Source organism: Aquimarina algiphila, assembly GCF_007489275.1.
GTDB lineage: Bacteria > Bacteroidota > Bacteroidia > Flavobacteriales > Flavobacteriaceae > Aquimarina > Aquimarina algiphila.
Window position 1 is genome coordinate 65,237 of the sequence record NZ_VLNR01000038.1, and the last position, 20,462, is coordinate 85,698.

The window sequence follows — 20,462 nt, forward strand, 5'->3', positions numbered from 1 at the left end:
TTTGTGTTAAAAACGGATATGTGTTAAATATTTAACAATTATCTTCTTACCTTAAGTAGTGTATTTTATGAATTAACCAGCTAATTTTTAATTTATTACACAAACCTAACTCTTAAAACCAATGAGAAAAACAATTGTATTGCTTGGCATAGCTATATGTTCAAGCATTAGTGCCTATTCGCAAATAGGTCAAGGAGGAGAACCAGCGTTCTCAAATGAAAATATTGCGAAATCTAGACAAATTCCTAGTGTAACATTACCTGGGCTGGATATAGCAAAGCTTTTAAAAGAAGATGAACTTGAGTCGAGTAAAGATGTACCAATGCGCTTTGCCTATCCTCATGAAACAAACCTAAATCCAAATAATTCTGGGAAATGGTATACTAATTCTAAAGGTGATCGATACTGGTTAATTGAGATTGAATCAAAGGGGGCCTTGTCACTTAACCTTACATTTTCAAGTTTTCAAATTCCTGAAGGAGCTAAGTTATTTATCTATAATGAGGATAAATCAGATGTTCGGGGAGCCTTTACATCTGCAAATAATAAAAATTCAAAAAGATTAGGTTTAGCTCCTGTAAAAGGGGATAAACTTATCGTTGAATATTTTCAGCCGGCACGTATTAAGGGACTTCCTGATTTAAATATTTCTACAGTCGCTCATGACTATAAGGGCATTATGGGAATGGCAAAGGCTTTTGGTAGTTCTGGGTCTTGTAACAATAATGTAGTTTGCTCTGAAGGAGATCCATGGAGAGATCAAATTAGATCTGTTGCATTAGTAATATTAGGAAACGGAACCCGATGGTGCTCAGGATCTTTAATCAATAATACAGCAAATAATGAAACGCCATATTTTTTAACAGCGAATCATTGTACCGCTGGTCGTGATGTGACCAACTGGGTTTTTGTATTTAATTATGAATCTCCTGGTTGTAGTAGCTCTGACGGTTCAACGAGTCAATCTATATCTGGTTCTCAGATGATGGATAGCGGTTCTGGTTCTGATTATGCATTATTAAGACTTTCTTCTACACCACCATCCAGTTATAATGTATATTACTCAGGATGGGATGCTACAGGAAGTATTCCTACTCAAACCACAGGTATTCATCACCCTGCCGGAGATGTAAAGAAAATATCATTTGATAGTGACCCATCATCTATTTCTGGATATTTAGGAGGGCAATGAACCTCACATTGGCAGGTTACAGATTGGAATGACGGGACTACCGAAGGAGGATCATCTGGTTCTGCTCTTTTTGATCAAAACAAAAGGATTGTTGGTCAGTTACATGGTGGATATGCTGCTTGTGGTAATGACAGAGGAGATTGGTATGGCCGTTTATCAGTTACATATCCAAACATCTGTCAATGGTTAGCTCCTGGCTGTACTACAAAGATAGTTAACGGTTTTAATCCTGGTAGTGGGGGAGATACACAAGCACCATCTGCGCCTTCAGGATTGACAGCATCTAATGTAACAGCCACAACATTATCATTATCATGGAATGCTTCTACAGATAATATAGGTGTAACTGGGTATGATGTATATCAAGGTAACTCGATTACGACTTCAGTAACAGGAACGTCAGCAAATATTGCAGGATTAACATCGGGTACAGCATATCAGTTTAAAATAAAAGCGAAAGATGCTGCAGGAAATATTTCTGGCTTTAGTAATACAGTTAATGTAACAACTACAAGTGGAGGTGTTACGTATTGTTCTGCAAATGGAAATAATGCAACAGAAGAATATATCAGTAGAGTTCAACTAGGATCTATTGATAAAACTTCTGCTGCCGGAAATGGGGGATACAATGATTTTACATCAGAATCCACAAATTTATCTAAAGGAAGTTCAAATACGATTACTGTGACCCCAACGTGGCCCGGAACAACATATAATGAAGCCTATCGCGTATGGATAGACTATAATCAGGATGGTGATTTTGCAGATGCAGGAGAGCAAGTTTGGTCACAGTCATCAACCCAGGATGCTTCAGTCAGCGGAAGTTTTACAGTACCATCATCGGCTACTAATGGAGCTACAAGAATGAGAGTTATTATGCGATATAATACCGTTCCTTCTTCATGTGGATCATTTAATTATGGAGAAGTAGAAGATTATACTGTGGTTATTGGAGGATCTACTGCTAAACAAACGAATAGTGTATCGATTTATCCAAACCCAGTGACCAGAAATATACTTAATGTTTCTTTTGAAACACAATCAAAAGAAATTTCATATTCTGTGATAGATGTTGTAGGAAAAACAATCATTACGATAACCGATCAAAATAAATCTGCGATTGATGTCGGAGGTTTAAAACAAGGAGTTTATTTTTTGAAATTTACTGATGGAAATAAACAATATACTAAACGTTTTGTGAAGCAATAAAGTTATTTTTTGGCTGGATAATACATAAAATACTATAATAGAGAGTGAAGATTCTTAGATTTAATTAGGAATCTCACTCTTTTTTAATTTTTCATTACCTCAAAGGAAAACCTTTTGCCGCCCACCAGGGATGTATTTCAATAATTAAACGCCCTGATTTGACCATTGGATCCATATTGGCAAGACTATCTGCCATTTGTTGTGTAGGAGTATTATAAATAGTAATACCTCGAATATCACCATCATCTCCAAAAGGTCCAGAAATATCAGCAAACCCTTCTTTATACATTTTGCCTAAATGTCCAAGATGTAATTTTTGTAGACTATCTGCTTCTTCTTTACTTTGAGAACGATTAGGCCCTCTTTTTAGGAAGGCTATAAAATATTGTTGCATAATCACAGTGTCACCACTTTCCTCATCTACATAATCAAAAATTTCAAACCCATCTTTTAGTAACTGTTCTTTAATAGCCCTTGCAGAATGTTTTATTGATTCTACATCATCTACAATAGTATCTATTTTTTCAACGTGTTGTTCTTTGGGTTGTTGTTGGCAAGATATAGATACTATTAGCATAAGAAAACCAAATAGCTTTGGTATAAGTGAAGTTCGTATTGTACTCATAACAAACATCTTTTATAAAATTAAACGCTATCAAATATACTGATTTGATAGCGTGTTTTTATAATGTAATATTATATGTTCTAATTAGCTTTATAAACAAGTCCTACAGAAAAAGAAGATGCTCTATCATAATTTCTACCTTCCATATTAACAGCATATCCTGTCGAAATCCCAAAGTTATTTTTATATACAGGAACATATAGATCCAAATTAAGATTGGTATAGTCGACTTCTGTTTCGGGTAAAGCTCTGGCACCACCGGCAGCTATAAATTCTTGAGAACCTATGTCAAATCCACTTAAGGAATTTTGAACACCTATTTTGGCATGAGCATAAAACCATTTATTGTAATATCCAAGTTTAGCACTGTACATTAAAGCATTAGGAACTTCAAAATCTGAATTGTTTTTTAAGCTATAGACTGCTTGTAACTCTACAAATAGATTTGACGGAGTTGTAAATTGTACAAATCCGCAACCATCAAAAACGGTAGCACCACTACCTAATGATAAAATCCCAGCTTCTTCATATCCTCCCACAGGAACAGTAATACCAGTTGCACCTCCCAGCGCAATTTTTGCATTATTGTTGAATTTTTTATCGATAACTTTAGCCTTAAGAAAGACATTCAAATCCTGGAAACCTTCAACTTGACTTGTTCCCTGAACCGGGTCTAGGGCACCTGTTTCATTTTCAATAGATATGTATGGTACAGTCGCAGATGTAGATAACCAATCTAAAATTCCATATTCTCCATAAACGCTATAGATCGTGGATGATATTGTACCCATATTTGCAGGATTATTTTTGGTAGCAGTTTCTCCTCTAAAAAAGTTGTCATAACTTTTATAGGAGTAAGATGAGGCTATTGTTAAATCCTTCTTTTTTGGAAAAAAACCATTTATAATGGTCTGGGCTGTAATGGATGAAACAGATAATAAAAATACTATCAAAATCATCTTGTTGAAGCTTGTAAAGTTGTTCATAATATTTATGTTATTGGTTAGCCTGACTGAAAATCAACCCGTAATTAGCACACTGTAAGCGTTAATATTATGTGAAAGTAAAAATTTAAAGTATAAAAAAAATCCACAAAAAACAAATTTAACCGATAAAGTGCGGTTTTACCATTAAGGTTTAACGGTAGCTGTAGCTTTCTTCTCTAGGTGAGCCTTTTTATCTATACGAGTTTTTTTACTTTTAAAGTATAAACATCAAAGAATGGTAGTGCTATGAATATCTAATCACCATCATATGGATTATGACGATGATTAGATGATGTATGTAGATATGATATTTATCTTGCAGTATAGACTAAACCAAAAGAGATTGCAGATTCTTTATTATAGTTTCTTCCATCAAGTGTAGTCCCATAACCTGCAGAAACACCAATACTATTTTTATATACGGGGACATAAAAATCAAAAGAGAGGTTTGTGAAATCCACTTCTGTTTCTGGAAGAACAGCTGCACCTCCTGCAGCACCAAATTCTGGAGTTCCTATATCTAATCCAGACATAGAATCCTGTATATCTAATCTAGCGTGTAGATACAGAAACTCATTATGATATCCAATTTTTGCACTATATAACATAGCATTGGGGATATCGAAGTTGTCACTATTTCTAAGACTATATCCTAATTGGATTTCGCTAAAAATTTTAATCGGAGTAGAATATTGAAAAATAGCAGATCCATTAACAGTAGTTGCTTCATTACCAAGAGAAAGTACTCCCGCTCCTTCATAATTGCCAACGGGAAATGTCATTCCCGAAGCACCTCCCAGGCTTATTTTTGAAGAATTGTCGAATTTCTTTTCCAGAATTCTTGCTTTTAGAAAAATACCTAAATCCTGTACACCATCAACCTGATCAACGTTTTGAATTGGATCAAGTTCTCCATCCTCACTTTCAACACTAATATATGGTAAGGTAACCGTAGTCGATAACCAGTCTAATATGGCATATTGCCCATAAAAAGAGAAAATAGATGAAGAAATCTCTCCTAAACCTGCTGGATTTCCTTCTGATAATGTAGAACCTCGGTAAAATTGATCATAGCTCTTGTATCCATAACTAGGAGCAATTGTAAATGTGTTTTTTTCGGGATAAAATCCATTAACAGGAATTTGGGCAAGAATGGTTAAAAAAGGGCAGAGAAATAGTACTATCCCCAGAAGGGATTTTTTTGATTTGTGTAACATAATTGTAATTTTTGGTTAATAATAAGTCCGCTTAGACGTACTAAAAAACTATGCCTTACGAGCAATTTATGTTACACTTTTGTTAAGGTTTTTTAATACTTTGTTAATCAATGTGAAAGACTTAAAACGCTTACTTTTTTACCATAATGTATATGGTTTTTTACTTAATTGAGAATTATAATATCGAGAATCACCCGTGACCTCATTTCCAATCCAATTAGGTTTAAGAAAAGATTCATTTTCATCACTTAGTTCGATTTCTGCAAGAATTAAACCATTGTTTTCTGCAGAAAAGACATCTACTTCTATAGTGTGATGTCCAGAAGGTATTTCGTATCGAATTTTTTCAATTATTCCTTTTTCACATAAGGGTAAAAGTTGTTCTGCTTCTTTGACAGAAATCTCTTTTTCCCATTCAAACCGAGAAGTGCCAGATGCATTACCAATTCCTTTGACGGTGATAAAAGCCTGTTCTGCTTTTATTCTAACTCTAACAGTACGTTCTGGATGTGTATTAAGGAATCCTTGGACGATTCGAGTACTTTTTTGAGCTTCATTTTTAAAATTCTCGGATGTGACCAGAAACTTACGTTCTATTTCGATCATGAGTTATTTAGTTTTGGCGATTGTATATATTTCATCAGAGACAATTCTTTTTTGATCAAACTTATGATTTGCCAACCAAATCATAGATGAAATGATCGTTTCAGGATCAATAGTACGATATTTTTTCATTGCACCTATGAGTAGTGGATTAAAAACCTTCATGATTTGCTTAAAAAAATACTCTCCTGGTCTTTTTTCATTTCTTTTTCCTCCAATAAGCGAAGGTTGCAAAATGTGGGTTTTTGGAATTTCTAAAGCAAGAACTCTTTCTTCCATTTCACCTTTGGTACGATTATAAAAGACTCGACTTTTTGGATTGGCACCTAATGCCGAGATTATCAGTAAAGTACTAATGTTATTTTTCAAACAAAGTTGAGCTGTATCTACTGGAATTCCGAAATCAATTTTATGATATAACTCCTTATTTGGGGTTTTGGCATTTGTAGTCCCAATGCAACAAAAGACTTCATCTGCAGTAAAATTTTTGGAATGATCGTTTAATTGAAACATATCAATCAAATATTCTTCTATTTTTGGATGGGATATATTAACACTCTTTCTTGAAAAAAGCTTGATCTTGTCATACCTATTGTCATGAAGAAGTTTTTGTAATAAAACTCCTCCCGTAAGTCCGGTTGCGCCCAGTATGATAGCTGTTTTCATTAAAAGGGTTAGATTTTAGGTTCTTTAAAAACGAGAAATTAATGCATCATAGACAAATTAAACATACGATAAAGATATTATAATTTGAATCACCAATATCTATTATTTTTGTATTGTGGAAGAAGTAAGGGCACATAGAAAAATTATTCATGTAGATATGGATGCATTTTATGCTTCTGTTGAGCAAATGGATGACCCCAAACTTAGAGGAAAACCTTTGGCAGTAGGAGGAGCAGGCAAGCGCGGAGTAATAAGTGCAGCCAGTTACGAAGCTCGCGTATTTGGTGTGCGGTCTGCCATGCCAGGATTTAAAGCAAGAAAATTGTGCCCTGATCTCATTTTTGTTCGGCCACGATTTGATAGATATAAGGAGATTTCGTCTCAGGTTCGTAAAATATTCTTTGAGTATACAGATTTAGTAGAACCGTTATCACTGGATGAGGCTTATCTGGATGTTACAGAGAATAAAAAAGGAAATCCGAGTGCGACATTAATTGCCCAACAAATACGGAAGCAGATTTTTGATGAGGTGGGCTTAACAGCCTCTGCTGGGATATCCATAAATAAATTTATTGCAAAAGTTGCTAGTGATTATAATAAACCCAATGGACAAAAAACAGTAAACCCCGAAGATGTAATTGAGTTCTTGGAAGTGTTAGATGTTAAAAAGTTCTACGGCGTAGGTAAAGTAACTCAAGCCAAAATGTATCAAATGGGAATCTATACAGGCAAAGATTTAAAATCTAAATCTGAAGAATTTCTTACCCAGCACTTTGGTAAATCAGGAGGGCATTATTACAGAATTGTACGAGGAATTCATTTGAGCGAAGTAAAACCTAATCGAGAACGTAAGTCTCTTGCAGCGGAGCGTACTTTTAGTGAAAATATAGCTTCAGAGATTTATATGCTGGAGCGGTTAGAAAATATTGCCGAAGAATTACAAAAACGTCTAAAGAATAACAAAGTTTCTGGCAGAACGGTTACATTGAAGATTAGGTATAGTGATTTTAGCCTTCAAACACGAAGTAAAACTTTACCTTATTTTGTTAGTGATGCTGATATTTTGTTAGAAACAGCAAGAGAGCTATTATATCAGGAGAAAATGAGAGATTCTGTACGTTTACTAGGGATTTCACTGTCTAATCTCAATACAGGTAAAGAAAAAAGAAAAGAAAAGGAAAAAGAAGAAGTAGAGATTATACAGTTACGGTTTGATTTTTAGATTCAAATTTTACATAAAACCTCAGCAGCACGTTTTAAAGTATCTTCAGTTTTTGCAAAGCAAAATCGCAAAACCTTATCATCTTGTTGGTTTAAATTAAAGACTGAAACTGGTATTGAAGCGATATTATGTTCTTTGGTTAGTCTTTCAGCAAAAGCCACATCTCCTTCATCTGTGATTGCTGAATATTTTAATAACTGAAAATAGGTTCCTGATGCTGGAGTAAAAGAGAACCTGGAATCTTTAACAAGAGATAAAAACAAATCTCTTTTTTCTTGATAAAAATTTGGGAGAGAAAGGTAGGTGTCAGCATTTTTTAAATACTCAGCCAAAGCATATTGCATAGGATGACTACTACAAAAGACATTAAACTGGTGAACCTTTCTAAATTCTGCCATCAATTCCCTGGGAGCTAGACAATAACCCATTTTCCACCCTGTGGTATGAAATGTTTTTCCAAAAGAAGCTGTGATAAAAGAACGCTCGGCTAATCCTGGAAATTTAGCAGCGCTTTGATGCGCTAGGCCATCAAAAATAATGTGCTCATAGACTTCATCACTCAATAAAATAATATCAGTGCCTTCTAATAGTTTTTCTAATTGCAGCATGTCTTCTTTAGATAAAATACTTCCACTGGGGTTATGCGGTGAATTAATAATCACCATTTTGGTTTTAGAAGTGATTTTTGTAGCTACCTCTTGCCAATCTATAGTAAAATCAGGCATTGATAGTTGTATGGGAACGATCGTTCCTCCAAATAACTCAATAGAAGGTTCATAAGAATCATAAGCTGGTTTAAAAATAATTACTTCATCATTAGGACGTATAAATGCCGAAATGATAGTAAAAATAGCTTGTGTAGCGCCAGAGGTTATAGTAACCTCTGTGTTGGGGTTATAATTGCTTTGATATAGCGTGTTCGTTTTTTGAGCAATTATTTCTCTAAGAGATAATAATCCTGGCATTGGAGCATATTGATTGTGGCCTTTTTTCATTGCAAGAGTCACAAGGTCAATAAGACCTTTATCGGTTTCAAAATTTGGAAACCCTTGAGATAGATTTATTGCCCCATATGTATTAGCTAAAGTGCTCATTACAGTAAATATGGTGGTAGAAACCTCAGGAAGCTTAGAATTGATATTTTTCATAGGGTAAAATTAACATTATTGTAAAAAAAAGTATTGTTTTTTGTTTAAAGTTAATTATAGATTTCAAACGTTTTAGTGAAGAATAGTAAACAAAGTTTTTTCTTTTTTATATTCATTATAAATAGTGAAATAAACACAAGCTAAAACTTGGCTAAAATGGCACTGAGCCCTATTTTTGTTGAACAACTAATTAAACATTTTAAATAATGGGTGGATTGATAAAATCTTCAATAGCTAGAAAAGTTGCCATGGCACTTTCGGGACTTTTCTTAGTTTTTTTCTTATTACAACACTTTACTATCAATTTCACTTCAATTTTCAGCGAAGATACCTTTAACGAATTATCTCATTTTATGGGTACAAATCCGTTAGTTCAATTTGTATTGCAACCGGTATTGATTTTTGGAGTAGTTTTTCATTTTGTAATGGGTTTTATTTTAGAAATTAAAAACAGAAATGCCAGAGCGGTAAAGTATGCTAAGTATAATGGAGGAGCAAATGCTTCGTGGATGTCTAGAAATATGATTTATTCTGGATTAGTAGTTCTTGCATTTTTAGGATTACATTTCTATGACTTCTGGGTTCCAGAGATGGTTCATAAATATGTAGATTTTGCGCCAGAGGACCCAACACGATATTATACAGAATTGTTGCATAGATTTGAAAGCCCGGTGCGTACTGGGGTATATATACTTTCATTTGTGTTTTTAGCGCTTCATTTATGGCATGGGTTTGCCTCTTCGTTTCAATCTGTTGGATTTAACAATAAATATTCAGTAGGAGCAACTAAGTTTGCCAAAGCTTTTTCAATTGTAATCCCTTTAGGATTTATTATTGTAGCTATAGCGTTACATTTTACTCATTAAAAATACCACAGTATGTCAATTTTAGATTCTAAAATACCTGAAGGTCCACTGGCAGATAAGTGGACAAAACATAAAAACACAATTAACCTGGTTAATCCCGCTAACAAGCGTAACATTGATGTTATTGTTGTCGGTACAGGATTAGCGGGAGGAAGTGCGGCAGCAACTCTAGCTGAACTTGGTTATAATGTAAAAACATTTTGTTATCAGGATTCCCCTCGTCGTGCACACTCGATTGCTGCTCAAGGAGGAATTAATGCCGCTAAGAATTACCAGGGAGATGGTGATTCTAACTATCGTTTGTTTTATGATACAGTAAAAGGAGGAGATTATAGATCTCGTGAGGCAAACGTATATCGATTAGCCGAGGTTTCTGGAAATATCATCGATCAATGTGTTGCACAAGGAGTTCCTTTTGCTCGTGAATATGGTGGATTACTTGATAATCGTTCTTTTGGAGGAGTTTTGGTGTCCAGAACATTTTATGCCAAGGGACAAACAGGTCAGCAATTACTTTTAGGAGCGTATTCTGCAATGAATCGCCAGATTAATAGAGGAAAGATACAGGCATTTAACCGTCACGAAATGCTGGATTTAGTAAAAATCGATGGCAAAGCAAGAGGGATTATAGCACGTGATTTGGTTACCGGAGAAATAGAAAGACATTCTGCTCATGCGGTTGTTTTGGCTACTGGTGGGTACGGAAATGTATTCTTTTTGAGTACTAATGCAATGGGAAGTAATGTAATGGCAGCTTGGAGAGCACACCGTAGAGGAGCATTCTTTGCAAATCCTTGCTATACGCAGATTCACCCAACGTGTATTCCGGTTTCGGGAGATCATCAGTCTAAACTAACGTTAATGTCAGAATCATTACGTAATGATGGACGTATTTGGGTGCCAAAAAGAGTAGAAGATGCAGAAGCAATACGAGCTGGTAAATTAAAACCAACACAACTATCAGAAGAAGAGAGAGATTATTACCTAGAACGTCGTTATCCTGCATTTGGTAATCTGGTACCACGTGATGTGGCATCTAGAGCAGCCAAAGAGCGTTGTGATGCTGGTTTTGGTGTAAATAAAACGGGAGAGGCTGTGTATCTTGATTTTGCAGCAGCTATCCAACGATACGGAAAAGAAAAAGCATTGACTTCTGGAATGCATAATCCAACAGCAGATCAGATTCGGGAATTAGGAGAAAAAGTTATCGAAGATAAGTATGGTAACTTATTCCAGATGTATGAAAAAATCGTTGATGAGAATCCATATAAAACTCCAATGATGATTTACCCCGCAGTACATTATACAATGGGGGGATTATGGGTTGATTATAACTTACAAACTACTGTGCCTGGGTGTTATGCAGCTGGAGAAGCGAATTTTTCTGATCATGGTGCAAACAGACTAGGGGCATCAGCATTGATGCAAGGATTGGCAGATGGATATTTTGTATTACCATATACAATCGGAGATTATTTATCTCATGATATCCGTACCGGAAAAATCCCAACAGATACACCAGAATTTGATCAGGCAGAGAAAGATGTTAAAGATCGTATCGAAAAATTAATGAGCGGATCTGGAGAACATTCTGTAGATTATTACCATAAGAAATTAGGTAAGATCATGTGGAACAAATGCGGAATGTCTCGTAATGAAAAAGGACTAAAAGAAGCGATTGGAGAAATTGCAGCATTACGTGAAGATTTCTGGAAAAATGTAAAAGTTCCTGGAGAAGCAAATAGCATGAATCCAGAATTAGAAAAAGCAGGAAGAGTTGCAGATTTCTTAGAATTAGGAGAGTTGTTTGCAAAAGATGCTTTGGATCGTAATGAATCTTGTGGAGGACACTTTAGAGAAGAGTCGGTAGAGCAGGATGGAGAGCAAAAAGGTGAAGCTCTGCGAGACGACAAAAACTTTAAATATGTGTCTGCATGGGAATACAAAGGAGAACCTAAAGATGCTAAGTTGCATAAAGAAGATTTGGTCTTCGAAAATATTGAATTAAAAACACGTTCTTATAAATAAAAAAGCTATGAATCTTACACTAAAAATATGGCGTCAAAAAGACGCTACCTCAAAAGGAGCGATAGTAGACTATCAAGTGAAAGGAATTGAAGGAGACATGTCTTTTTTAGAAATGTTAGACGTGTTAAATGAACAACTCATTACTAAAGGAGAAGAGCCGGTAGTATTTGATCATGATTGTCGAGAAGGTATCTGTGGTGCTTGTTCATTACAAATTAATGGAGAACCGCATGGACCTGATCGTTTGGTAACTACTTGTCAATTACATATGCGTAAGTTTAATGATGGAGATACCATTTATATCGAACCATTTAGAGCAAAAGCATTTCCGGTAGTAAAGGATTTAATGATTGATAGAAGTGCATTTGATAGAATTCAGCATGCTGGAGGATACATTTCTGTAAATACTTCTGGTAATACGATTGATGCAAATGCAATCCCTGTAAATAAAGATGATGCCGATGAATCATTCGAAGCTGCAACCTGTATTGGTTGCGGTGCTTGTGTAGCAGCATGTAAAAATGCTTCAGCAATGTTGTTTACATCTGCCAAAGTTTCTCAGTTTGCATTGTTGCCTCAAGGACAAGTAGAAGCTACAGATCGTGTATTAGCAATGGTAAATCAAATGGATGAAGAAGGTTTTGGTAACTGTACCAATACTGGAGCCTGCGAAATCGAATGTCCAAAGGGAATTTCGTTAGAAAATATTGCACGTATGAATCGTGAATACTTATCAGCAAGTTTGAAAGGATAATAAAAACAACTTTTCTAAATAAATTAAGATCCAAACCTTTATAAGGGGTTTGGATTTTTTTATACACGTAATTATTGTAGTTCCAAAAATGAGTTCTAGATCTTCAACTTTCTAAATATGCAGAACTCCAATTTTTTTTAAAAGACTATAATTGTCAGAGCATTGTCAAGAATTTTTTAACAAGATTAGGTAAGTTTTGATCGATCAATCAAAACAATGTATTAGGCGTAAACCGAAAAGCCTTTAAGAGAGTAGGTAATTACAATAAATTAAAAAGAATATGAATCAATTATTAATTAATACTATTAAAAAAGAAGAAATTGGTATTATCTCTAAAAAATCTCTACGGTCAGTAGTTGGAGGAACAGAGACTAGGCCATCTCTTTCAGAAATTACAATTACAAAGGAAAAGAAACTCCCTTCGGAAGAATAATTTCTTTTTTTAGATAGTTGTGATTGGTTCGTTGAACTAATTATATTAAAAAGCCCTCTGAAGATTCTCTTCAGAGGGCTTTTTACATATCTTCAAAATGACTTATTTCATTCATCCTATACTAGTCTCAGCTGTGTTTCCTTTTCCTATTGCAGCATTTATAACTCCACCTTGTTCTATACTCGTGTTCATATCAAGATCACCACCAATAGTGCTGTTCCCCCCAAAAATGCTTGATAAATTGTTTACTTCATAATTAGTAAAATTATCAATTGCAGTATTCTTTACTTGTCTTTTCATAATTTTGAATTTTAGTTCTGTGATTTTACTTGATTTGATCAATTGTACTTCAAGTTTAAGCTAAAAATGTATAGTATACAAATGTTATATATTTTTAGTGAATTGATAAGAGAGTTGTGAAATCAGTTTTTTAGAATCAATTAATTTTCCTTTTGAAGGGGTTTCGAAATCATAATCTGGTTTGGGTAATCCCATTTGAGCACATACTTTTTCATAATAGATTGCTTTTTCTGGATGATCAGGGTACGATGCATTAAATACGGTATTCCAACTATGGGTTTCGATGATCTTTTTGATAATACCAATACAATCATTAAGATGAATAAGGTTTACTGGTGCTTTTGGGTTTTTAATACTTGTTTTGCGAGATAGCATATGGGCAGGATGTCGATCTGGCCCCAGTAAACCTGAAAACCGTATTATGGTAGTTTTGAAACTTTGATTGTTTTGCAGTAGTTTTTCAACCTGAAACAGCTGTTTTCCAGCGTTAGAAGTTGCGTTTGGTGTAGTTTCTTCAGAAACTAAAGGAAATCCATCTAAATCAGCAAAAACGGACGTAGAGCTCACGAAAAGAACATTTTGAATATCACTCTCTTCTATAAATGGAATAAGTTTTTGGATTTTTGCTACAAAATTAACTTCTGGGTTTCTCCTTAAACCGGGAGGAATGTTGATGATTAATGTTGTGCTTCCTTTTAAAAAAGAAATAATATCACCCGCTGGTCCCGATTCATAGAGGGAAATACAATATACATCTATCTCTTTATTCTTTAAGTACAGTAATTTGTTTTCAGAAGTAGTAGAGCCTTTTATTATATACTTTTCCTTTATTAAAGTTTCTGCGAGAGGTAATCCTAACCACCCTGTACCTAGAATGCTAATCTGTTTATTCATTTCTAATTGAAGTAATTTTTAAGCATAAATTCGGCAGAGGCATACTTATTTCTAATTTCTCTAATGTTATTTTTGGCATTATCTATTTTTCGTTTTTCATTATAATAAGAGCCTCCTATACCTCCAAAAATTAGAGCTAAGATACCTATAACTCCTGAAGGTTTTATTTCTTCTTCCAGATTTAGATCAGGTATTTCATTAATATAATTTAATACAAAATCATCTTTAATTATACTCAATAGAAAAGATTTTATTTCATCTGAATATTGAGCAAATTGTGAAATTTGCTCAAGACTGACTTTTTCTTTTATTAACCGATCAGCTTGCACTTGGATATCAGTTACTTGCCTTAGAATAGAATTATTCATTAGTAGTAGTCTGAGCAGGAGAAACGGAATCGATAACGGCATTATCCACTTTTATTTCTTTATATTTTTCTATGGCAAAACTTTTTTTGATGACCACAGCATCATTTAAAATAAAAGGTTTAGGCATCATATCTTTTTCTCTTGTAGGAATGGAGAAATGTTCATTTTTAAGTAGATCATATGAAGATTCGTATAAAATAAACTCGGGTAATGAATCTTTATGAAATCTCATTCGAAGTTCCAGTGGTTTATTTTTGCTGACAAAATAAGTGAGTAGATTTTGACTCCATCTTTTTGTAAATGCATTATAGGTATTGTTGTCAGAATAATTAAAATCCAGAGCAGTTTCATCATCAATATGTAATGCATCAAAATTAAACAGTGTTTTGGTATATAGATCGATTCTTTGGATATCCCTTTGAGGAGCAATACACAAATCCAGATGTCTCTGGTCACCTATAATGGTATCTTTACTGATATCCAACCTTGGTTGTGGTACTTTTTTTAGTGGTGCTTGATTAGCATAGGTAAAAGCTCTTCCGTATTTACTTTGTAACGTATTTGCATTATATGCTTCTGCAATATTTTCTTCGGGGTTAATATAATTCTTTGTCCAGGAATCAAGAATATTATCATAAGAAGCCCATACTGCCTTATTTTGATCTATATCCAAAACATAAACCAAACTGTTTGGTTTTTGACGTTCTTCTGTAAAATCGGATTTAAAATGCGCAATAATCAGAAAAACCAATGTGAATAATAAAGCAAGATTTCCTAACAGATTTTTTCTTTTATAAAATGAAAATACGGGGAGTAACGCACCAAATAATAACACTGATAAAATTGAAGAAATAAAGATAATCTTAAGACCTAAGGCTACAGGAAAAGTAGCGATGAATGGTGATAAAATAAAAATAGATGGCACAGCCAAAACTACCATTAAAAATGGATTTGGCCTTTTTTGTCGAATGAGAACGAATAATGAAATTAGCCCAAAGAATACTATAATTATAAAATAACTAGCTCCTTTAAGGTATACTGCAGACATGGTAGAAACCACAAGCCATATAAATAAAGGTGCAATCATTAAACTCGGTGTTTTTACAGGAGTTTTAAATTTGGCATATACCTTAAAACAAACGGCTACCGCAAATAAGATAAAAGCAGAAATATAAACATATCCATTGTAGGTAAACCCATGCTGAATTTCTTTATATTGAGGATAAACAAGTTTAATTAATTGCCACATACCAAAAGATAAGAGTCCCGTAATACTCAATACCAAAAGGAACAAACCAAAACCTTTAAAAACAGTAGGAAAATCAATTCGATAGGTGATTTTACCATAGAAAATTAATCCTATAAATAGAAAGATAGCAATGCCAAGGAGTACAAATATCCAACTAAAAGGATATTTGATAAGATTAAAAACAGGTGCATTAAAATAAATATAATCACGATCCGATTTTAGATTGGTTAAATCTACTTGAGAGAAATAGGAGAGTAGTGGCATTAAGTAGCTTCCTTGGTGTTGTAATGTATTTTGATCAAGGTTTTGCCAAGTATCATTAGCAGTATGGTAATCAAAGTGATCATCAATAAAAGCAAAATTAAACCCTTCAATATCTCCTTGCTCTCTAAATACTGTAAGATCAGTATCATTGGGTAGCATTTTATAAATGCTGTATGCCAGAGAATTGGTTACGGGATATGATGCTCCGGCTTTAGAAAATTCACTGATCATTTTTCCATTCTTACCATTTGTCTCGATAAGCATATAAGAATTTCCTCCACTTCCTCTGGCTTCAAAATTAAGGGCAAGTCCTACATTTTTAGCTAATGGGTGTTTTTTAATAAAGAGATCGGCGCCATTAAGCCCTAGTTCTTCTCCATCAGTTATACAGATAATAATATCATTTCTTGGGACTTTGTTTGTTGCCAAATATGCTCGTATTCCTTCCAAAATTGTGGCAACGCCACTACCAGCATCACTAGCGCCATATGAGGAGTGTGGTGAGCTATCATAATGAGACATTAAGACTAAGGATTTGGTATTATCACTACCTTTAATTTTGGCAATAATGTTTTGAGGGTTACTTATTCTACCAGTTTTAGAAACAGAGGTTCCTTTTTGGACTTCTGGCTGTAACCCCATCTTTTTTAACTCATTTATGATATACGTTTTAGTTTCTTCATGAGCTGCGCTGCCCAAATAATGACATTCTTTAGCGATGTTTTTTACATGTTCTAAAGCTCGGAGTGTCGAGAACTCTTGTTTTGGTGTGTCAAGATCGGTTATTCGTTGTGGTTTGCTGCTGTAAAAGGTGTAGATTAATGAGATAATGATAAGGAGAAACGTAAGTAAAGAGGAAAACTTTCTCATGTGTGTGTATTGATTTATGCTAAAGGTAAGAAATAAGCCACAATTATTAAACTAATGCTAAATGAAATGAATATTAACTTTTAATGTATCAAGGGATTTAATAATTAGAATGAAATAATTATGAATGCATTAAAAATAGGGAGTTAAGAACGTAAAACTTAAAATAGTACTTGAATAAGTTATTGAGAATCACTATATTTAAGATTCACTAAATCATTAAATATTATGGGGATAATCAGTTTTCAAGGAGCCCGTTCCAAAACGAAGAAGCAAGATGAGAGTCCGATAAAAGTCTCGGATTATATGTCAAGAGATCTGATTACATTTAGTCCTAATCAGTCTGTAATGGAGGTCATCGAGACTTTGGTAAAGTATAAAATATCAGGAGGACCTGTTGTAGATGACAGTAATCGATTGTTAGGTATAATTTCTGAAGGAGATTGTATAAAACAGCTCAATGAAAGTCGATACTACAATATGCCTATTGATGATGCAACAGTAGAAAAATTTATGGTTAAAGATGTCGAGACTATAGATGGAAATGTTAATATTTTTGACGCAGCAAATAAATTTATCGAAACAAAGAGAAGACGTTTTCCGATTCTTGAAGACGGTAAGCTAGTTGGCCAGATTAGTCAGAAAGATGTTATGAAAGCAGCACTAAAATTGAATAGTCAAAATTGGTGGGAGAAGTAGTGTAATCTTTACACTTTTGCTTTTGGGTCATCTGTAATTAATAGCTTGTTTGTTTTATTACCAGATATAAATAGATTTTGAGTAGAGTATTTGTCAAACATGTGGTCAGATACTTTCCAATTTGCTGTACCCAAAACAGAAATTTCTTCGCCTATTTCTATAATTCCTTCTTGAAAATGCATTGTTTTATTAAAACCAAAAAAACCAGTGCTATCTTTACCATGAGAAGCGAGATAGTTTTCTAAAAATTTTGGAGGATCATTCAATATACCCGATTCACGTTTAACATCTTTTACAAGATGGACCATTTTATAATTTGAAGAAGAATAAGCCTGAACGATAGCTTTTTCACCAGAAGATTCAATACTAAAATCAACGGCTTTTTCTTCATTAATAATAGTATGCCAGGATTTATTTTTTCCTCCACTTCTTTCTTCTACTTTGATTTGGTAATAAACACATTTTCTTTTACTTATAGGAGAAATTAATGGCGTGTCAATGCAATGGGCTTTTCCTATAATCTTAAGGTACTCGTTTTCTTTTGCTAATTGTATCTGCTTAGAAGGTATTTTTTTCATGCTTCTAAGTATTTTATTTCGTTTACTGAAATAGAATGTAACGGCTACTATTGCTATAACTATGAGGACAAATAAAATAATATAAAACATAGCGTCTTCTGATGTTCGTACAGTGTAAATAAGAGGATGCATATTAACTATTTCGTTTTACTAAAGCATAGAATTCATTTTCTAAAGGAAGATAGCCTTGATCATATACAAAATAATAGGTGTTACCAGTTTTGGTAACATAAATGCTTGTGAAGTGTTGAAAATCAAAACCCTTTGCAATAAGTTTTGTTTTGGTTGTTTTTGTTTTGTCTTTAGGGTTAAGTTCTCCCAGAATGCGATAATTTTTACGCAATAGATTATTAATATTACGTACTAGATTTTTACTATCCTTATTTAACTGGTTGTTATAAGCATTACGACAGTAATCGCTACAGAATTTTTTATCTGCACGACCTACGATTTTATCACCACAGACAGGACATTCTTTTTGCATAGAAAAGAAAATTGAGAATCGAATATACGATAAATATCCGTTTACAAATGACTAATATGTTTTAAAAGAAAATATCTTGAGCTAATCTAAAGGTATTAGCATGTGCTTCAATAATGATTTTAATGTCTGGAGAATATCCACCTCCCATAGAACACATTACGGGAATGCTAAGATCTTTGCAGGTTTGCAGTACAAATCGATCTCGTTCTGCACAGCCATCAATAGTACACCCCAGCTTTCCTAACTTATCTGTAGCTAATATATCTACACCAGAGAGATAATAGATGAAATCAGGTTGTTGATCTTTTATAAGTTTGGGGAACCTTTCTTTTAGAATCTTAAGATAGGCTTGATCGTCGGTTTTATCAGGAAGGTCAATATCCAGGTCTGACTTTTCTTTTTTGAAAGGATAATTATTGGCTCCATGCATCGAAAAAGTAAACACAGAAGGGTTATTATCAAATATCTCTGCTGTTCCATTACCTTGATGTACATCGAGATCTACAATCAGTATTTTTTTTGCTAAACCTTGCTGTAGAAGATATTTTGATCCTATTGCTTGATCGTTGAGTAAACAGAATGCTTCTCCTCGATCGGTATATGCATGATGAGTACCGCCAGCTATATTCATAGCGATACCATGTTTAAGAGCATATTCTGAGGCTTTTATAGTGCCATCAGCAATGATTACTTCACGATTGACTAAGGCTTTAGATAGTGGAAAACCAGTTTTACGAACGGCTTTGGGTGATAAAGACAATGAAACAAGACTGTCATAATAAGCAGCAGTATGCACAGCCAAAATGTATTTGGGATTTGGGATTTCGGGTTTAAAAAAATTTTCCTTGCTACAGGTTCCTTCATGAAGCAATTGCTCTGGTAATAGCTCGTATTTAATCATCGGAAAACGATGCTTCTCTGGGAGAGGGTGTGTATAAATAGGATGGTAGGCTATTTTGAGCATAAAAAAACTGTTAATTGACCACAGCTTTTAAGTTAATATCTATGGTTTTTTTTAAATTTAAAACTAGCTGCCAAATGTAACTCAAAAAAATCACAACCGAGATGGCACCAATATATCATAAGATGATAATGCCAGATTTTTAATGAACACTTATACAAAAGTGTAGATTATAAAGATATTGAATAGTGTTTGTATTGTGTTTTTAGAGAGAAAATCACAAAATATAACTCTTTATCTCTTTCGACGTATTCTACGTTTACTTTGTACTACATTATCGAACCAATAAACTTCTTCGGATAAATTGTCGGAATAGTTTTTTGAGGGTTTCGTGTGATCTCTAACATCAAAAAAGATATCAATTTTAACTGAAGTAGTAGATTTTGGAGTGTCCGAAAAATTAAAAATAGCTGTGCGCCATGTATTTGCTTTTCCTGAATAGATAAAATCCTTTTCAACACCTTTTTGAAATTTTAATGTAATCATTCCCTTTGGCCTTGGCGAAAAAAAGTCTATACTAAAAAATCGTCCTTCGTCAAAGCTAATTGTTTGACCAAATTTATTTACAATAGTAGAACCCCAATATTGACATTCTGCAAATTCGGTCACTTTTATGGCATTTTTTGATGGATTGATTCCATCAGTAACAGGATTATCATCTATATATGCAACAAGTTTTGGTGTATTGGAAGTGATATTTTGCGTTAATATAGCTTCAAATGGCTATTTCGGAGTGACTGTGCCACCTATTTCGGTCAAATGGTGCCACTAAGAGAGATCTTGCAATAATAGTTAAATTTTGTTATTAGTCCTTTTTAATTTTTCCTTTTCTTAATGATTCCCCCACAA

Annotated in this window: 22 protein-coding genes; 8 read left to right on the forward strand and 14 right to left on the reverse strand. The window is 34.0% G+C overall.

Annotation, left to right across the window (positions count from 1 at the left end; translation table 11 throughout):
• The first annotated feature begins 121 nt into the window (after window positions 1–121).
• Window positions 122–1,192, forward strand: coding sequence for a trypsin-like serine peptidase (locus tag FOF46_RS17460; protein ID WP_143917346.1), 1,071 nt, complete (start codon window positions 122–124; stop codon window positions 1,190–1,192).
• Window positions 1,193–1,402: 210 nt separating this feature from the next.
• Window positions 1,403–2,401, forward strand: coding sequence for a GEVED domain-containing protein (locus FOF46_RS32345; protein ID WP_262713257.1), 999 nt, complete (start codon window positions 1,403–1,405; stop codon window positions 2,399–2,401).
• A 94-nt stretch (window positions 2,402–2,495) separates the two neighbouring features.
• On the opposite strand, the gene FOF46_RS17470 is transcribed toward FOF46_RS32345, so the two are convergent.
• The 5 genes from FOF46_RS17470 to FOF46_RS17490 all read right to left on the reverse strand — a co-directional run bounded on the left by FOF46_RS17470 (window position 2,496) and on the right by FOF46_RS17490 (window position 6,498).
• Window positions 2,496–3,026: a YciI family protein gene (locus FOF46_RS17470; protein ID WP_407933698.1), complete on the reverse strand. Its 531-nt coding sequence runs from the start codon at window positions 3,024–3,026 to the stop codon at window positions 2,496–2,498.
• Between the two features lie 80 nt (window positions 3,027–3,106).
• The gene (locus FOF46_RS17475; protein WP_143917349.1) at window positions 3,107–4,012 is read right to left on the reverse strand and encodes a hypothetical protein; all 906 of its coding nucleotides are present in this window, start codon (window positions 4,010–4,012) and stop codon (window positions 3,107–3,109) included.
• A 311-nt stretch (window positions 4,013–4,323) separates the two neighbouring features.
• A complete protein-coding gene (locus FOF46_RS17480; RefSeq protein ID WP_143917350.1) occupies window positions 4,324–5,229 on the reverse strand; it encodes a hypothetical protein in 906 nt (301 codons plus the stop codon).
• 138 nt (window positions 5,230–5,367) lie between these two features.
• On the reverse strand, window positions 5,368–5,835 hold the full coding sequence (locus FOF46_RS17485) for a CYTH domain-containing protein (RefSeq protein WP_109437923.1): 468 nt from the start codon (window positions 5,833–5,835) through the stop codon (window positions 5,368–5,370).
• A 3-nt stretch (window positions 5,836–5,838) separates the two neighbouring features.
• Window positions 5,839–6,498 (reverse strand): Rossmann-fold NAD(P)-binding domain-containing protein, encoded by a 660-nt coding sequence (locus FOF46_RS17490; RefSeq protein ID WP_143917351.1) that lies wholly within the window; start codon window positions 6,496–6,498, stop codon window positions 5,839–5,841.
• A 115-nt stretch (window positions 6,499–6,613) separates the two neighbouring features.
• Between FOF46_RS17490 and dinB the strand changes: the two genes are divergently transcribed.
• The gene (dinB, locus tag FOF46_RS17495; protein WP_255412248.1) at window positions 6,614–7,720 is read left to right on the forward strand and encodes a DNA polymerase IV; all 1,107 of its coding nucleotides are present in this window, start codon (window positions 6,614–6,616) and stop codon (window positions 7,718–7,720) included.
• Window positions 7,721–7,722: 2 nt separating this feature from the next.
• Here dinB and FOF46_RS17500 read toward each other — a convergent pair whose 3' ends face one another.
• Window positions 7,723–8,868: a methionine aminotransferase gene (locus FOF46_RS17500; RefSeq protein ID WP_143917352.1), complete on the reverse strand. Its 1,146-nt coding sequence runs from the start codon at window positions 8,866–8,868 to the stop codon at window positions 7,723–7,725.
• 206 nt (window positions 8,869–9,074) lie between these two features.
• Between FOF46_RS17500 and FOF46_RS17505 the strand changes: the two genes are divergently transcribed.
• The 4 genes from FOF46_RS17505 (at window position 9,075) to FOF46_RS31645 (ending at window position 12,949) form a co-directional block, all read left to right on the forward strand.
• Window positions 9,075–9,734 carry a succinate dehydrogenase cytochrome b subunit gene (locus FOF46_RS17505; RefSeq protein WP_109437926.1) on the forward strand — a complete coding sequence of 220 codons (660 nt, stop codon included), beginning with the start codon at window positions 9,075–9,077 and terminating at the stop codon, window positions 9,732–9,734.
• Between the two features lie 12 nt (window positions 9,735–9,746).
• Window positions 9,747–11,762, forward strand: coding sequence for a fumarate reductase/succinate dehydrogenase flavoprotein subunit (locus FOF46_RS17510; RefSeq protein ID WP_109437927.1), 2,016 nt, complete (start codon window positions 9,747–9,749; stop codon window positions 11,760–11,762).
• Window positions 11,763–11,769: 7 nt separating this feature from the next.
• The gene (locus FOF46_RS17515) at window positions 11,770–12,516 is read left to right on the forward strand and encodes a succinate dehydrogenase/fumarate reductase iron-sulfur subunit (protein ID WP_109437928.1); all 747 of its coding nucleotides are present in this window, start codon (window positions 11,770–11,772) and stop codon (window positions 12,514–12,516) included.
• Window positions 12,517–12,796: 280 nt separating this feature from the next.
• On the forward strand, window positions 12,797–12,949 hold the full coding sequence (locus tag FOF46_RS31645) for a hypothetical protein (protein WP_160114282.1): 153 nt from the start codon (window positions 12,797–12,799) through the stop codon (window positions 12,947–12,949).
• Between the two features lie 111 nt (window positions 12,950–13,060).
• Here FOF46_RS31645 and FOF46_RS17520 read toward each other — a convergent pair whose 3' ends face one another.
• The 4 genes from FOF46_RS17520 to FOF46_RS17535 all read right to left on the reverse strand — a co-directional run bounded on the left by FOF46_RS17520 (window position 13,061) and on the right by FOF46_RS17535 (window position 16,894).
• Window positions 13,061–13,249, reverse strand: a complete 189-nt coding sequence (locus FOF46_RS17520) for a hypothetical protein (RefSeq protein ID WP_143917353.1) — start codon at window positions 13,247–13,249, stop codon at window positions 13,061–13,063.
• A gap of 84 nt (window positions 13,250–13,333) precedes the next feature.
• Window positions 13,334–14,143 carry a Rossmann-fold NAD(P)-binding domain-containing protein gene (locus FOF46_RS17525; RefSeq protein ID WP_143917354.1) on the reverse strand — a complete coding sequence of 270 codons (810 nt, stop codon included), beginning with the start codon at window positions 14,141–14,143 and terminating at the stop codon, window positions 13,334–13,336.
• 2 nt (window positions 14,144–14,145) lie between these two features.
• Complete coding sequence (locus tag FOF46_RS17530; RefSeq protein ID WP_109437931.1) at window positions 14,146–14,511, reverse strand: hypothetical protein; 366 nt, start codon at window positions 14,509–14,511, stop codon at window positions 14,146–14,148.
• Complete coding sequence (locus tag FOF46_RS17535; RefSeq protein WP_143917355.1) at window positions 14,504–16,894, reverse strand: M28 family peptidase; 2,391 nt, start codon at window positions 16,892–16,894, stop codon at window positions 14,504–14,506. The genes FOF46_RS17530 and FOF46_RS17535 overlap by 8 nt, the downstream gene beginning before the upstream one ends.
• Before the next feature lie 225 nt (window positions 16,895–17,119).
• Between FOF46_RS17535 and FOF46_RS17540 the strand changes: the two genes are divergently transcribed.
• On the forward strand, window positions 17,120–17,590 hold the full coding sequence (locus FOF46_RS17540; RefSeq protein ID WP_109437933.1) for a CBS domain-containing protein: 471 nt from the start codon (window positions 17,120–17,122) through the stop codon (window positions 17,588–17,590).
• A gap of 8 nt (window positions 17,591–17,598) precedes the next feature.
• On the opposite strand, the gene FOF46_RS17545 is transcribed toward FOF46_RS17540, so the two are convergent.
• The 4 genes from FOF46_RS17545 to FOF46_RS17560 form a co-directional block, all read right to left on the reverse strand.
• Window positions 17,599–18,168 (reverse strand): hypothetical protein, encoded by a 570-nt coding sequence (locus FOF46_RS17545; protein WP_143917356.1) that lies wholly within the window; start codon window positions 18,166–18,168, stop codon window positions 17,599–17,601.
• Between the two features lie 133 nt (window positions 18,169–18,301).
• On the reverse strand, window positions 18,302–18,652 hold the full coding sequence (locus tag FOF46_RS17550; RefSeq protein WP_109437935.1) for a DUF2116 family Zn-ribbon domain-containing protein: 351 nt from the start codon (window positions 18,650–18,652) through the stop codon (window positions 18,302–18,304).
• A 61-nt stretch (window positions 18,653–18,713) separates the two neighbouring features.
• Window positions 18,714–19,616 carry a histone deacetylase family protein gene (locus FOF46_RS17555; protein ID WP_143917357.1) on the reverse strand — a complete coding sequence of 301 codons (903 nt, stop codon included), beginning with the start codon at window positions 19,614–19,616 and terminating at the stop codon, window positions 18,714–18,716.
• A gap of 231 nt (window positions 19,617–19,847) precedes the next feature.
• Window positions 19,848–20,222, reverse strand: coding sequence for a hypothetical protein (locus FOF46_RS17560; RefSeq protein ID WP_143917358.1), 375 nt, complete (start codon window positions 20,220–20,222; stop codon window positions 19,848–19,850).
• Between the last annotated feature and the right edge of the window lie 240 nt (window positions 20,223–20,462).